Raw genomic sequence first — 16,330 nt, 5'->3', positions numbered from 1 at the left:
AGTGAGGGATTTTTGGAAGTACTATATGCGAGATATAGTAGGGATAGGCATACTCAGTTTCAAATGAAAACTATCATTTATAGTGAATTTGGAATGAAAAAAGTGATGAAACAAGCAATTAATGCCTCGGGTGCTCCTCATTTGAAACGTATTATGCAAAATTACATTGAGTTGGAAGCTCATTACAAATCTGATGTCTTGCTAAAGCCGACATATAAAGAAAATAAAATTGTTTTTGATTTTATTGATGGGAAAAGTCTTGATGAGTTGCTCTTGGAAGCTGCCCTTAAAAAGAAGAAGAATGAATTTATTTTTTATATTAATTTATATAAAAACTTTATAAATGAAGTTGCAATGGAGAATTATTCTGAATTTTGTAATACTGATAAGTTTATTTGTTTTTTTAAAAAAGAATACCCAATAGAAGGTTTAAAAGCATTTATTACTCCAAATATAGATTTGAATTTGGATAATATTATCCGAATGACAAATGGTGATTTCAAAGTATTGGATTATGAATGGGTGCTTGATTTTCCTGTGCCTCTTGAATTTGTAGCATTTAGAGCAATTAATACTTTTTATTACGCACATTATTCGGCCCTTATTAACTTTGTTGAGATTTCTGAGTTGTTTGAGCTGTTTGGTATTGATAGTATTGTGAAAATCAAATATTACACTGAGATGTCTATTTGTTTTGCGGATTATGTAGGCACTAACCAAGCTATAGCAAAACAGAATAATTATCTCCGGAATGGAGTGCGTTTTGAGTTTATAGAAAGCGATGTTGTTTCAGCACAATTATTTTATAGCAACTTGCAACAAAGTGATTTATTTACAGAACGAGATAGTTATAAGCTGAAAGTTGATTATAATACTGAAATTTTAAAGTTTACTGTTGATTCCAGCTTCAAATCATTTAGATTTGATCCCGCTGATAAGAAATGTGTCATCAAGCTTAATGGTATTTCCGCTTATGATGAGGCTGGGAATGAGCTCAGTATTAATAACGTTTGGTCAAATGCACTTTTTGTTTTGAATTCCCAATGTTATTTCTTTGAGACAGATGATCCCCAAATTTATTTTTCATCAGATAATGAGTTACAAATCGCGAACATAGTGATTTCTTTGAAGTATGCTTATTTTTTTGAAAATGATTATTTAAATGAGCTTGGTCAAGCATATAGAATATTGATGGACAACAAAGATGTACTTTCAAATTCCTATATTGAACTACAAGCTACCATGCAAGAATTTAAAAGCTTGAATGAACAACTCATTATTGAAAGAGATAAACTTGTGTTGGAAAAAGATGGGGTTATATCGGAGAATGAAAGGCTCATAATGGAAAAAGTTGAATTGAAAGCAGAGTTAGAACGAAATGAAGAGATTTTGAATGAAATCAAAAAAAAATACTGGTGGAGAATTGAAAATAGAATAAAGAAAGAAATTAGGAAAATTAAAGGGAATTGAAAGGACGGAAAATGAAAAAGAATCTACGTATATCCTCATTGTATGGCGTTGAAGGTTTGCGAGGGTCAACTAATGAACATAATTGGGAGAGCCAAAATAACGACCCCCAGATATATTTTAATGAAAGCTTCTCCAAAGGATTTTACAGGTTTGTCTGGCAAGGCGAATCTAAAGAAACAAGATATATACGTCTGTATAAAAACTCTGGTGATGGTTTCAGTCAAGAAAACTCTGTTCTTTTAGGTTCAATAAATGAAAGAGGGGGTCAACATTTTAAAGTTGTGAAATTTGAAAAAAATATTACACAATTAAGACTTGATCCCGGAGATTCACCTGGTCAATTTGTGTTAGGCGATATTAGCATTGAAAAGATTTCATCTGTATCTTATTTTAAACTAGTATTTGAGGGATATTCAAAATTATATGGTAGAGATGGTGTTCTGAAATTATTTCAAAAAGGTTTTCGTAAGTGGCGTGAGAACGGTTTTAAGTGGATATTTAACAAAGCGGAGTCTTTTATTTTGAATCATTCGTCTGATGCTGATGTACAATATAGTTTTGTTCCATATAAATTTATTGATAATGATGTAATTGATACTCAGGATATTAAGAGTAATCTTCTTTACACCATCATAATCCCTTATCAAAGTAAAAATGCTGAATTTCTATATAGATGTCTGGACTCTCTAAAAAACCAGTCGTACAAAAATCATGAGATAATATTAGTCGGTAGAAAACTCGAAGATTTAGACTACAAATTCAATGGACTTAATGTAAAATATGTTGAATTTAGCAGTGCTGATTTTATGGATTATATTAGGGCTGCAAGACCAGAAATTTCTGGAGACTACGTATTTGTTATGGAAGAAGAGGATTTCTTATCAATTAATTCTTTTTATTATTCTACGCTGCTAATTGAACAGAAAAATTGTGATCTTTTATACATGGATGAAGACAGGTTCATAGATAATGAGCATTTCTCACCTTTTTACAAGAGTGACTTTATTTTAAATGACATAAAAAATAAGGTGGAGTTTATTGGACCATTACTTGTGAAAGAAAATATTTTCGAAGCCTACTGTAATGAAACTCTTTACTCTACATTTAAGGGCAAGATCATAGGTAACAGCAAGATCATAACTCATATTCCACACATTCTATATCATAAAAGAGCAACTGCATCCCAATGGAACGAACTAAATCAAAACAAGATTAAAGCGATTCCGTTCTATCTTCCTCAATATCATGAAATACCTGAAAATAATGAATGGTGGGGAGAGGGATTCACGGAATGGACAAATGTAAAAAAGGCTACGCCTTTATATGAGGGGCATTATCAACCACATGTACCAGCTGAGCTTGGGTACTACAACTTAGTTGAGGAAGAAGATATTAATGCAAAACAAATAAAGCTCGCAAGAGAAAATGACATATTTGGATTTTGCTACTACTACTATTGGTTTAATGGTAGGAGGTTGTTGGAAAAACCTCTAAATATATTACTGGAAAATAAAGAACTGGATTTTCCTTTTTGTATTTGCTGGGCTAATGAAAGTTGGTCTAGACGGTGGGATGGACAAGAAAAAGAATTGCTAATGCAACAAATCCATGATGAAGACTCAGATAAGAGATTCATAGAAGAAATTATTCCGATGTTGAAAGACAAAAGATATATATGTATTGAAGATGAAGTGCCGATAATACTTATTTATCGAGCTGAACTATTCCCGGATCTAAAGAATACAATTTTGTTTTGGAAAGAAAAATGCAGGGAAAATGGAATTAAGGATTTGCATGTTTGCATGGTACAGTCATTTGGACAGCAAGATCCTGAAGTTTATGGTTGTGATTCTGCTGTTGAATTTCCTCCACACGGAATATACGCTAGCGAGATATCAAGTCAAATTAAAGGTTTAAATCAAGAATTCAACGGAAACATATACGATTACAAGGAGGTTGTAGAACGAACTTTACAAAAGAAAAATTCTGCAGGGTACAATTGGTTTCGTGGTGCAATGTTGAGTTGGGATAATACAGCCAGGAGGAAAAGCTCGTCTAACATATTCTATAACTCTTCCCCAGAGGAATATGAGAAATGGTTGATTGGCTTAGTAGACTATACAAGGAAATTTAATAGTGAAGAAAATCAAGTGATTTTCATTAATGCATGGAATGAATGGGCAGAGGGAACACACTTAGAACCCGATCAGAAATATGGTCATGCTTATCTTAAAGCAACTCAAAGAGCATTAAATGTGCGTTAATAAGCAGGGAGAGAATTAGATGGATATCAAAAGTCCTTTAGTTAGTATTATTGTTCCTTCTTATAATTATGAGAAGTTTATTGTTGAAGCATTAGACTCAATTTCACTTCAAACATACCCTAATTTAGAATTAGTGATTGTTGATGATATGTCGAAAGATTCAAGTGTTAAACTGATTAGTCAATATATTTCTCAGAAAAAAGTGAAAGAAAGATTTGAGGGTAATATAAAGTTTATTAAGCATAATGTGAATCGGGGAGCTCATTATTCTATAAACGAAGGGATAAGATCGTCTGAAGGATCATATATATCTATATTGAACGCAGATGACCTCTTCCAAGAAAATAGATTCGATACTATGATTGATGAAATGGTTAAACGGAATGCTGATTTTTCTTTCTCCAAAATAGAAGTGATAAATGGGGACGGAGTTCTGTTGGGAACTTCATCTGAAGAATCCAGTAAATTTCTGGCTATTCAAGACTCGATTAATAATTTCCCCTCGGTGGGATGGTCGCTTGTTCCCCATAATGCGGCCATTTCTACTGGTAACATGCTTTTTACCCGTGAAATATTTGAGAAAGTTGGCGGCTTTAGAAATTTGAAATACTGCCATGATTGGGATTTCATCTTGAGAAGCTTGATTTATACTGAGCCATTATATATTCCTGGTACTCAATATTATTATAGACTACATGGAAATAATTCTTATCTCAAATTGAATGACGTGGTTGATAAAGAAGTGAAAACAGTATTAGGGTCATTTTTTTATAAATGTCGTACAAAAAAAGCAATGAATAAGTTATGTCCAAGCCCCCAAAATTGGGATGGTTTATTTCTAGAGCAAATTAAAAGGATGTCACTTCATCATTTTTGGCTTTTTTCGAAGACACCAATAAATTTAATGTACCAAATGAGGCAATATTTTTTGGACTATAAAGGCAGATAAATATTTGCGAATATTCACATGGATTGCCGAACTTAAGGAGATAAATATGAGAATCTATTTTAAGAATATTATTAATTTGTATGAGAGCAAAAGAGGCTTGATTGTTTCGGCTACAGCTTCAAGCCTGCTCTTTTCTCTATTGCTGGTACTTTCAGCTATACGGAGTGTATTGACTTATACTCCTGAAATAAAAAAATTCTCAAAACATATTATGTCCTGGGCGACAGCATCTAATGTCGATATCGCTTCCCGTATTAACAGTTACTATGCTTTTATGCTAGTGACGTTATTAATTTTTCTATTGCTGTTCTTTTTAATATGCAAGGTCTTCTCTGAAACTTACGAGGAGGGGAAACTCGATTCTTTTGTGAAATATATCAAAGGACTGTCTTATGTTGGTATAGCAGGGACAGTGGCTAGCTTTTTATCAGCAAGTGTTGAACTCCCCCTGTACATAATAGGGGGAGCAGTTTTTTTGGGATGGGTATATCTTAAGTTTGTTGGACTGAAAGAAAATGAGGACTTTGATATCTCGATGCTAGTTGTTTATATACTAATTTCATTGCCATTAAGTTTATTTGTATGGGTTCTATCAAATAAATATCATATCAGTAGCCGGTTAGAGACCATTTCGGTACTGCAAAAGTTAGAAATTCAGAATGCAACATTTTTGTTTGTGATAATTTGGTTTTTTATAAGTGTCATATTGTTATTTACACTTGAATCGATCATAAAAGTAGTGAGCAGGAAAAGTGATGTTTTAGTAGATAAGTATAGAAAAATTATTGTTTTTTGCGGTATTCCTGTTTTGTTAACAGGGATTTTACAATGTATAATGTTAGAACTCAATAATGTTTTAAATAAGAGATTTGATATTCTTATTAACAAACCTTACCTAATGTATTTATTGGTGATAATGTTTTGTGCGGCTATAATGTTTTTTATTGCTTTTTTTATTCTAAAAAGAGAATTGAATTATTTAAATATCTCTAGAATCGACCTTATAAATAAGGTTTATTTTCCGACGATTTTAGTTTCCTTTTCCCTTATCATCGCACAACCCTATCGGGCAGCAGCAGTTGGAACAGAGTTTTTTGAAATGGCCAATCATGGTCTATCCGTGGATCATTTATTTAGATATGGAAGTATACCTATTATTGAGACTTTTGATGCTCACATGTTGTCAAGCCAGATATTTGCATACTTTTACTCCTTAATCAATGGATACGAGCCATGGGCTGCTTTTTTATACAATCCATATATTGAAGTAGCCTACACTCTGGTCTTGTTTTATCTAATCAGATTACTTATCGGTAACCTCAATGCTTTTATTTTCATCCTCACTTTCCCTTTATTAGGAAGCCTCATCAATGTGACATATTTGCTTGGGGGAGTCTTAATATTCAGTATTCATAAATGTTTAAACCAAGATAAAAAGGGTTTTGCAGAGTATAAATTTTGGGTTGTTTCAGGAATATTATGTGTTTATAGACTCGATTTGGGTTTTTCCGCTACCTTAGCAGGTTTGTTTACGTACATTGTTTTATCTATTGTTTATAAAAAGTATTCGAGAATATTAATATTTTTGAAAGCAGGGTTGATAACCCTTTTCTCAGCTATAGCTGTATTTGTTCTTTTATGTTTGACGAAGGGTGTGAATCCTTGGGGAAGAATTATCGAGTTCATTAAGTTATGCCAATCCAATCAAAATTGGGCTTATGCATCGGTGGGTGACAGTAACTTAGTGGCATATGTGTTGGGGTACTATATATTTCCAATGATTACAATTGCACTTGTAATTTATGTGCTTATAAAACTTATTTATTCAGAAATTAATATGCTAAAGATGAATCGGCAGAACCTAATTATGTTCCTGTTTTTCTCCGCATTTTTTTTCTTCAATATTTCTAGAGGGATTGTAAGACATTCTCTTGCTGAGGGGAACCTAATTTATGTTTTAGGGACATTTCCCTTGGCTATGCTATCATTTACTGGCTTTAAAAATAACGAGGATAATAGGGTTTTGAAATTCTTGGTGGTTTCGTTGTTGACTGTAATTCTAATCAACATTAATTATAATTCTTTAAAGGGAGGGGCTTCAATAGCTACCAGGGCATTAGTCTCTCCAAGTTACCAACAACAATACACTGAAGTCTATGATTTTAATAATACTAGGGTTTACGGAGATATTCCAACGGATGCAGCTTATCTTAAAACAATTTTGGATAATCTTATAGATGCAGATGAGACATATTTTGATTTTTCTTCGACTAATTATTTCTATTCATTAGTTGGAAGAAAGAATCCTATATATGCTAATCAATCTCCTCTTCTGATTAGCGATGATGCAACTCAGAGTTTAGCGCTTGATTCAATTAAAGAAAAGCAGCCACCCATTGTTCTAATGCCAATTTCGGGTAAACCATGGAGCTATATTGATAATATTGCAGTAGATTATAAGTATTATATGTTATCTGAATATATATATAACAACTATACACCGTTACTTAGACTATCTAACTTTGATATATATTCATTAAAGACAAAGAAGAAGGAATACCTAAGTAAACTGAGTATCTTAGGGATTTCAAGAAACAGCGTATACTCAGGAGGGTTTGAGAATTTAAACATAGATAATATTACCTATCACAATGCTACTGCTAAAAAAGAAGCTAATGGTTCCCTAAACGTTGAAGTACAGGGAGACGATCCATATATAGCTGGAGCGTTAATGGATTTTGTCGGAAATGAGGTTGGTGATAGTATAGCTAATGCTACTAAACCTACCACAATAAAGCTTCACTTTGCAGCAAATGATATAGGGGATTTGCAAATATTCTATACACTGAAAGAAAATGAAGATTTCTCTGAAGTACAGTCCGAAACCTATAATATTAACGATATTGGTGATGGAAGCATAGAAATGAATCTCTCGGCACAACCACAGAAAATCAGAATAGATATTAATAAAAGTATTACTTTAAAGTGGATCGATATTTCCCAAGGCCTTGACGTTATTGATAACCAACCAGAGGTTTGGAGCAGATCACTTGGAGATATTCCTAAGTTATGGGCTGAACAAGACGGGAATAAGGTGTTCTATAACGCTCCATATCTTTCAGAATCTATAAGTAATATTGACAATATAACTTTTGGTACGGCGGGCCTTGTTAAGAACAAGGCAATGTATTTAATAGTACAAGTTGATAGTGATGTTAATACCACTGCCTCAGTAGAAATGAGATCAAAGATAAATAACAAACAAGGGGATTTCTCATTTAATATCTCCCAAGGAAAGCATGATTACGCTATTCGATTAAGTACTGATTATAAATGGTGGAATGGAACGGTGGATTATATTGATTTTAAAAGTAATGAGTCTGTTTCTATCAACAAATTTGCTTTTTATGTAGATGGAAGTGGGAAATATTATGATGTTCAACAAGAATTAAGACTTTCAGATATTACTGATGAAAATTGGATTAATGGAATAGGCCGTGATATTAATGGATTTTTGTTTGATAATACGCCATATAATAGGTCACAACTACAAGTTGGCAGAAAAATGACCTTTAGTGATAACAGAGAAGTCAAAATACGTTCTGTAAATATTTCGGGGAATTATATGCGCGTTGAAGTGTATGGAGACGTTGATGAATTTACAGATAGTGCTGCTTTTCCAAACCTGATTATCATGAATAAATAGTAGCTGACCAATTATATAAAGGTAAATATATTTATGAGACAGGGGAAGTAAAATCAATGAAATTGAAATTTGGTATGAAAGATGTATTTACTGTCTTAATGACTATTTCGATTATTTTATTATGTATTTTGGCAGGTTTGAGGAGGATTTATCTTTCTGATTTTATTCCTATTAATGGTGATTTTCAAAGCTATAATGGATTTCGACGACTGTTGAGTGGACAGATTCCTTTCAAAGATTTTTATTTTTATTTAGGCTTGGGTCCATTATATTTAAATTCCTTCTTTCTTTTATTGTTTGGCGATAATTTCACTCATAGTCTTTTTGTTACAAACTCTGTTACGGCGTTTGTTTTTTCAATTGCCATATTCTCAATTTTAAAATTAAATCGTATTAGCAGAAATAGTGCGTTGGTTGTAACCTTTACACTTTTGGCATTTGGATTAGGTTTTAGGGATTTTTTGAACATTCATTTGTTTTTTGAAAAAATTAATTTGTTAAGTTATGCTACACCTGGAGTTTCCCTGAGAATGCAAAGAGCTGCGCTTCCCTTCATTATTGCATTAGTACTATTGATTATTAGCAAGAGAAAAGGGAAGAAATTGATACGGAATGAAAATCTTCGTATTATTACATTTGGTTTCTTGGCGGGTTCATGTATTAGCTGGTCCAATGATTTTGGAATTAGTGTGTTTCTTTCGATATGTTATATTCTTATGATCCTCTATTTACATTGGAACTTACAATTTGTTAAGAGAGCTGCTTTATTCTTGTTAGGGACTTTAAGCGGATTAATTGTATTTGTCTCCGTTTTGACTTGGGGAAATCTAATGAATTGGATTGATTATAATTTCTTAGGTGTTGCGAGTGATCAGTTTTGGTATTATATGCAAGATCAAAATAGTAAATTGTTAGTTTTATCTGATATACCAAGAAATTTGGAGTTAATATGCGGGTTTGGAATTTTGCTGTACTATTCGTATAAAATCAGAAAATCTAACTATGAAATTAAGGATGTTTTGTTGCTATTCATCTTTTTGAGTACACTAATGGCTGGATATGCTTATTCGTTGAGTAGCATGAAAGACGGTCAATTTGCTCCTTATTATCTTGTGTTCTATATTTCTGTTTTATCCTTCATTTTTCATTCCATGAAAAAAATAACGAAAGTAAGTGTGAGGTTTGTGAATTATTCCAAAATACTCACAATATTGATTGTTGCCATAGTGTTAGTACCCAATATATCAAAAGCTTTAGATGAGTTGAATACAACACGGGGGATTTATGTAAAAGAGTTAAATGGTTATTTATCACATTATGGTGATTCACTTCAGCTTCTTTCAAAATACTATGTAAAAAACGATGAAATATTCTCGACATATGCCTCTGCACTTGATGTGATGGCAGGTAAATTCCAGCCTTCTGGGATTGACTATATTATTCATGTTTTAGGAGATCAATATCGTAAAAAGTATTTGGAGAGTTTTAACGCCACTGATCCGAAGTATGTGACTACGATCCGGGAGGATTTTACATATTGGGAGTATTGGGCTAAAAGAGAGAATTGGTTTTTCTATAAAGAGTTTTTAGAGAATTATGAACCAGTAGCTGTTACTGAATATAATGTTTTATGGGAGAAGACTAACAAGGATTTGACTCTAAAAGCTATAGCGAAAGTATCAAGTATTCAGCAGATTGATGGTAGTACATGGGAGATAAAAGTTACAACTGATCCAATAATCAACAACGGAATAGCCGATATTTCATTTGATTATAAAAGCATGTGGAATACCAATAGATGGAAAGGCTTGGGGATTCGTAGGATTGTGAATGTTTCGGATGGATGGGTAAATGAGGGGCAGGGAGGATACAATATTCCTAATGCACATGAGAATTATAATATCCCAGTTCGAATCAATAATGGAGAAGGTACTGTTCGTATTACCTCATACCCAGCAAATATGACGGATTTGCAATTAAGCAATATTGTTGTTAGTAAATTATATCGAGATAGCGTGGATTATGGAACTGTAAGGACGAACATGCTCAATGATAAGCGGTTAGAAGGAGCTTTTGATAAAAACGATGTGCTATTATCTAGTTATACAGATATAAACTGGGATAACGGGGTGAATCGCGAAAATAGGGCACTTCTTCTATTTGATCAAAATCTCAACAATGTTATAGGTTTAAACAATTCTAAGCAAATTCAAATCAATGGTGAGATGTATTCAATATCCTACTTGGAAAACATGGGTTCACAATGGATACATGTATATCTTGATAGAGAGGTTGTTAATCCGATTTCATCATTCGAAGTAAAATAGATTTATATGTCTATAATTGGAATGAAAAAGTGCTTATAGCATAACCAAATGTCCATTAAATGAAGTATAATAGCTCTAGAATTAATTATATGTCGAATATTAGGAGACTTAAATGCTTATTTTTTTATTGATTCTCGCGATGGTTTTTAATATTATTGCTCAAATTGCATTGAAACATGGGATTAATCTTATAAGTCTAGATGGATTAAGTATCAGTGCGGTTAGTAAAATGATTGCCTCTCCTTTTTTATGGTCAGGGGCTATCATGTACGGGGTAAGTTTTATCTTCTATATCTTTGCGTTATCTCGTGGAGAACTCGGTAGGATTTCTCCTGTGTCACAAGCATTGACTACATTAGGTATTGTAACAGTCTCCATTTTAATATTTCATGAACCTATCACAGGTTCAAAAATATTAGGGATAATACTATTAATAGTAGGAACACTGATTATATTCAAATGAAATTGTACCTTGAGTAAATTATAGAAAGGAATTGACTTTTTTGAATTATGATTATGTGATTTTCGGTGCTGGAATATATGGTTTGTACGCTGCGCATTTATTGGCTAAAAGAGACCTGAATGTTGCAGTGATGGAGATTGATGACAAACCATTACAACGAGCAAGTTTTATTAATCAAGCTAGAGTGCATAACGGATATCATTATCCGCGGAGTGTCTCGACTGCAAGCAAATCAGCTCATTATTATGAGCGGTTTGTTAAGGATTTTTCGTTTTCTATTAATAATAGATTCAAGAAGGTATATGCTATATCCGCTAATGACTCGCTCACTAATGCAGAGCAATTTCTTAACTTCTGCGAATATGTGGACATACCTGCATCTGAGATAAACAGTAAGGCATACTTTAAAAACGGAACAGTGGAAGCTACATTCGAGACACTAGAGTATAGCTATGATGCGAATATTATTCGAGACTGGTATATGAATGAGTTAGGTAAATTCAAGAACGTCCATTTACACTTCAATAAAGTTCTAGAAAGGGTTAGTGAGTTCGAAAATCAGTTTGTCCTTGATTTCAGTGATGGAACAATAAGTACTGCCTCAAATATACTCAATGCTACTTATGCTAGCATTAACCAAATTCTCCGTAAGTTTGATTATGAATTATTTACTACTAAATATGAGATCTGTGAAGTTATTATGACCGAAGTTACAGATAATGTGAAAAATGTCGGAATTACAGTTATGGATGGTCCTTTCTTCTCTTTAATGCCTTTTGGAGAAAGCGGTTATCACTCTTTAACTTCAGTGGGGCATACCCCACATGAATCTTCGTTCAGCGCTTTGCCTGAATTGTCTTGTCAGCAGTTTAATCCCAATTGTACTCCCAACCAATTAGCAAATTGCAATTTTTGTTTTGCTAAACCGGATTCTGCTTGGATCAGGATGCATCAATTGGCTAAAAAATATTTGATCCCAGAAATAGAAATTCAACAAAGGAAATCCTTATATGCTGTGAAAGCTCTGATTAGTGCATCTGAACTTGATGATTCTCGTCCGACTGTAATTAAAGAGTTTTCGGAAAGTCCTAGATTTTTATCTGTCTTTTCTGGAAAGTTTAATACAATATATGATTTGGAGGAAGTGTTATGAAAGAACAGGTTTTTGTGTCAGTAGTTCTTTATGCACATAATAACGAACGAGATGTTGAGACTGTATTAGTTCAAATTGATAATACGATGATGAATCACTTTAAAAATTATGAAATTATATTAGTTAATGATTTCAGTTCTGATGGTACATTAGAATGTATGCATAATGTCATGAAAAATATATACGGTGATACAACTATCATTAACTTGTCGCGCAAGCATGGTGTAGAGCATGCTATGATGGCGGGCTTAAATAAGTCTATGGGTGATTTTGTGTTTGAAATAGAATCACTATCTATTGATTTTGATACAGAATTACTATATGAAATGTTTAAAACTTCTACCGGTAAGGGTTTTGATATTGTTGTTGCTTCTTCCGGAGAAGCAGATTGGAAATCTAAAACATTTTATAAACTTTTAAATAAACTCTCCTATTTGAACGTTTCCCTTTCTACTGAGACTGTGCGCTTGGTTACTCGTCGTGCGCTGAACTCTATGCAAAATTTAAAGGAACGCGTTCGATATCGGAAGGCACTTTATGAGTTAACTGGGTATTCTAAAACGTTAATTCAGTACGATGCAATTAATAAAAGAAAAGGTAGAGCGGTCAATCGCGAAAATATATCCCTTGCCATGGATGCACTGGTATCCTTTTCACACTTTGGTTTAAGAGCTGCTCATTTACTTACATTTGTATTTTTTATTTTCTCATTGTTTATGGGGGGATACGCTTTTTATAATTATTTATTTAATCAATCGTTAGTAGAAGGCTGGACAACATTAATGATTTTGATTTCATTGGGATTTGCTGGATTATTCTTTATAGGTGGAATTATTGGGGAATATACGTCGAGAATCTTAATTGAAATACAGAATCGTCCCTTCTACAGTACGAAATCTGTAGAAATGTATAAGGAAAAGAAAGCACGTTTAGAATTAGTTCAAGATAGAGAAAGTGTTTCAAATCAATAATCAGGAGGATTCTCAATGAATAAAAGTTGTCTTGTAGGTTATACAGGTTTTGTGGGCCAAACGCTGCTAACCCAAACTGATTTTGATGATTTGTATAACTCTTCGAATATTGAAACAATACAAAATAAAGAATACAGAGTTGTTGTTTGTGCAGCGGCACCAGCAGTGAAATGGAAAGCTAATAAAGCTCCTCAAGAAGATATCGATAATATAAATAAATTAATTAGCTCTTTAAGAAATGTGAAGGCAGAGAAATTTATTTTGATTTCTACAGTCGATGTATATATGAATCCAGTTAATGTAGATGAAGATTCAATAATTGAACCGGACAAAACGGAACCTTATGGCCGTCATCGTTTTTATTTGGAGCAGTTTGTAGTGGATAACTTCGATAATCATTTGATTATTAGACTTCCAGGACTATTTGGTAAGGGGCTAAAAAAGAATTTTATTTTTGATTTGATCCATACAAATACTTTAGATTTAACCCACTATCAATCAGAATTTCAATTTTATAATATGGATCGCTTATGGAATGATATTCAAATTGCGCTGAACAATTCACTCTCGTTAGTGAATTTTGCGACAGAACCAGTCAGTGCTTCGGAAATAGCAGGATCTGCGGGTGTATCTTTTGTGAATGAAACGGAAAAAAAACCTGTCTATTACAATATGCTTAGTAAGCACGCCTCTTTGTTTACTTCAGAGCCAAACCAAGGATATTTAGCATCCAAGGAAATTGTTCTTTCTGAAATATCTGAATTTATTGAGCGAGAGAAGAGGATTATAGATGAATCTATCAATTTCTAATATTGCTTGGGACTCAAAAGAAGATATAAGTGTAATAGCTCTGCTTAATGAACTGGGTGTTAAAGGAATCGAGGTTGCACCTACGAAAATTTGGACAAACCCTTTAGATGTTTCTGATATTGAAGCTGAGAAAGTTAGAGAAGATTGGGCGCATAAAGGAATAGAACTAGTTGCTATGCAATCCCTACTATTCGGCCGTAGCCACCTGAATCTATTTTCCAAAGAAGTGCGCGAGGAAATGCTTAAGTACTTGACTGGGATAATTCAATTATCCGGAAAGATGGGTATTAAATCACTTGTGTTTGGATCTCCTAAAAATAGGTTGGCAGGGGAGTTATCGAAGAAGGAACAATTTGAAATAGCTATCCCTTTTTTTAATGATTTAGGAGCCGAAGCAACGAAAAACAATGTTGTTTTTTGTATTGAGCCTAATCCTGTCCAGTACGGTTGTGACTTTATCACTAACACAAGTGATGCGGTTTCACTGGTCCGGGAGGTAGCAAACCCTAGCTTTAAATTGCATTTAGATTCAGGAGCGCTTATTTTAAATGAAGAGAATATTTTTGCTGCTATTGAGGAAGGTTTCCCTTATTTGAATCATTTCCACATTAGTGAACCATATCTTAACCTTATCGGTTTAAATCCTACTTCTCATGTGAAAATTGCTCATGCTCTTAAGACTTTAGGTTATTCAAATTGGGTCTCTATCGAAATGAAGGATAATCTTTTAAATAATAATGTTGAGAGCGTTGAAAAAGCTTTGTCATACGCGATGGCGATCTACAACTAATGAAGGAGCTAATTAATTTATGTTAAACGGGGAATGGAAAATACCCGCTTTTAAGCTTACTGAATATAAGCCTAAAGCGAACAAATACTGTGTGTGCATTCCTGTTATCAATGAAGGCGCAAAAATTCAAAAGCAGTTGGCCAAACTAAAAGGATTTTCTGAAGTTGTAGATATAATTATTCTTGATGGAGGCAGTACAGATGGATCATTAGCAGATTCATTTCTATTAGAAATGAATGTACGGGCTCTTCTGACCAAACAGGATAAAGGCAAACTAAGTGCCCAATTGCGGATGGGGTTTTCGTATGCAATTAACGAACAATATTCGGGTGTTATTACAGTGGATGGTAATAATAAAGACAGTGTGGAGGATATTCCTGAATTTATCAAAAAACTTGAGGATGGGTATGACTTCGTGCAAGGTTCACGTTATGTACCGGGAGGTACTGAGGTTAATACTCCTTTAAGCAGAAAATTAGCTATCAAGCTTATACATGCACCCTTTATTTCACTGATTTCTGGATTCCATTATACTGACACAACTAATGGATTCAGAGCACATTCTTTAGACTTTCTTTTGGATCATAAAGTGCAGCCTTTCAGAGATATATTTGAAACATATGAGTTACTTGGATATCTATCCGTTCAAGCCCCAAAACTAGGGTATAAAGTAACAGAAATTCCTGTTTCGCGTTCATATCCAAGGGGGAAAATCCCAACGAAAATCAGTCCTATAAAAGGAAATTGGCTATTAATTAAGACCTTGCTTAATTTATTCTTGAAAAAGTATGATGTCAAACATCAAAGTAGAAATGATTTATTAAAGGAGGAAGTGTGAAACAAATAATTTTTGATGGAGGACGGGCTCATGCTTGGATCTGTTAACCTAGGTTACAAATAAAGATCTTCTTCCCGTAGGAAAGTGTCCAAGGATTTTCTGTAAGATTATATAAAATATATCCATATTGTCACCGATGAAGAACACATGGGGGAGATGTAGCGATTTTTTAGGAAGTGTTCGAGAAATGGGGTATAATTGTCTTGTAAAGTCCAAGATGAATCTGAGGAAATTGTCTAAGCTTTTGATCTTTTGATAATGAAGTAATTTAGTAGTGTAAAAACACTGATGTTAATAATGCATATATTAATTGTAGAGAATTGACGTTTCGTTGTACTTAAAGGTGGCTGGTAAACGGGTTTCATTAGCCAAAGCTCACAATCTGGCACAAGATAGATATTAAGTGAGAATTTTGTTATTGAAATTATAGGTTGACGGGTGCATTTGTTTAGATCGCTAAGGTTCTGAAGCCGGTGTCCATGGTGATAGCCGTTCTTTTTATGGAGAGCTATAATGAAGAAATTATGTATAAAGCCAGAATTAACTTTAAGTTATCCAAGACAATCAATCTCTTTCATTACCATTACGT

General features: G+C 33.4%; 11 protein-coding genes. All 11 read left to right on the top strand.

The genetic code is table 11. The features are described 5' to 3' along the window. Nucleotides 1-12 precede the first annotated feature (12 nt). The 11 genes from NSS83_RS16445 (at nucleotide 13) to NSS83_RS16395 (ending at nucleotide 15,741) form a co-directional block, all read left to right on the top strand. A complete protein-coding gene (locus NSS83_RS16445; RefSeq protein ID WP_341348653.1) occupies nucleotides 13-1,470 on the top strand; it encodes a hypothetical protein in 1,458 nt (485 codons plus the stop codon). A gap of 11 nt (nucleotides 1,471-1,481) precedes the next feature. Next, a complete protein-coding gene (locus tag NSS83_RS16440) occupies nucleotides 1,482-3,734 on the top strand; it encodes a glycoside hydrolase family 99-like domain-containing protein (protein ID WP_341348652.1) in 2,253 nt (750 codons plus the stop codon). Nucleotides 3,735-3,753: 19 nt separating this feature from the next. Further along, nucleotides 3,754-4,683 (top strand): glycosyltransferase, encoded by a 930-nt coding sequence (locus tag NSS83_RS16435; RefSeq protein ID WP_341348651.1) that lies wholly within the window; start codon nucleotides 3,754-3,756, stop codon nucleotides 4,681-4,683. 46 nt (nucleotides 4,684-4,729) lie between these two features. Next, nucleotides 4,730-8,389 carry a hypothetical protein gene (locus NSS83_RS16430; RefSeq protein ID WP_341348650.1) on the top strand — a complete coding sequence of 1,220 codons (3,660 nt, stop codon included), beginning with the start codon at nucleotides 4,730-4,732 and terminating at the stop codon, nucleotides 8,387-8,389. A gap of 56 nt (nucleotides 8,390-8,445) precedes the next feature. Next, complete coding sequence (locus tag NSS83_RS16425) at nucleotides 8,446-10,716, top strand: hypothetical protein (RefSeq protein ID WP_341348649.1); 2,271 nt, start codon at nucleotides 8,446-8,448, stop codon at nucleotides 10,714-10,716. A 112-nt stretch (nucleotides 10,717-10,828) separates the two neighbouring features. Next, on the top strand, nucleotides 10,829-11,179 hold the full coding sequence (locus NSS83_RS16420; protein WP_341348648.1) for a hypothetical protein: 351 nt from the start codon (nucleotides 10,829-10,831) through the stop codon (nucleotides 11,177-11,179). Nucleotides 11,180-11,219: 40 nt separating this feature from the next. Continuing rightward, complete coding sequence (locus NSS83_RS16415; RefSeq protein ID WP_341348647.1) at nucleotides 11,220-12,332, top strand: FAD-dependent oxidoreductase; 1,113 nt, start codon at nucleotides 11,220-11,222, stop codon at nucleotides 12,330-12,332. Next, a complete protein-coding gene (locus NSS83_RS16410; protein WP_341348646.1) occupies nucleotides 12,329-13,303 on the top strand; it encodes a glycosyltransferase in 975 nt (324 codons plus the stop codon). The genes NSS83_RS16415 and NSS83_RS16410 overlap by 4 nt, the downstream gene beginning before the upstream one ends. Before the next feature lie 15 nt (nucleotides 13,304-13,318). Next, complete coding sequence (locus tag NSS83_RS16405; RefSeq protein ID WP_341348645.1) at nucleotides 13,319-14,113, top strand: NAD-dependent epimerase/dehydratase family protein; 795 nt, start codon at nucleotides 13,319-13,321, stop codon at nucleotides 14,111-14,113. Continuing rightward, on the top strand, nucleotides 14,094-14,903 hold the full coding sequence (locus tag NSS83_RS16400) for a sugar phosphate isomerase/epimerase family protein (RefSeq protein WP_341348644.1): 810 nt from the start codon (nucleotides 14,094-14,096) through the stop codon (nucleotides 14,901-14,903). The genes NSS83_RS16405 and NSS83_RS16400 overlap by 20 nt, the downstream gene beginning before the upstream one ends. A gap of 19 nt (nucleotides 14,904-14,922) precedes the next feature. After that, nucleotides 14,923-15,741, top strand: coding sequence for a glycosyltransferase family 2 protein (locus NSS83_RS16395; RefSeq protein ID WP_341348643.1), 819 nt, complete (start codon nucleotides 14,923-14,925; stop codon nucleotides 15,739-15,741). The last annotated feature ends 589 nt before the right edge of the window (nucleotides 15,742-16,330 follow it).

Source organism: Paenibacillus sp. FSL H3-0469 (assembly GCF_038051945.1).
Taxonomy (GTDB): Bacteria; Bacillota; Bacilli; order Paenibacillales; family Paenibacillaceae; genus Paenibacillus_AQ.
This window is presented reverse-complemented; position numbering and strand designations above follow the sequence as displayed.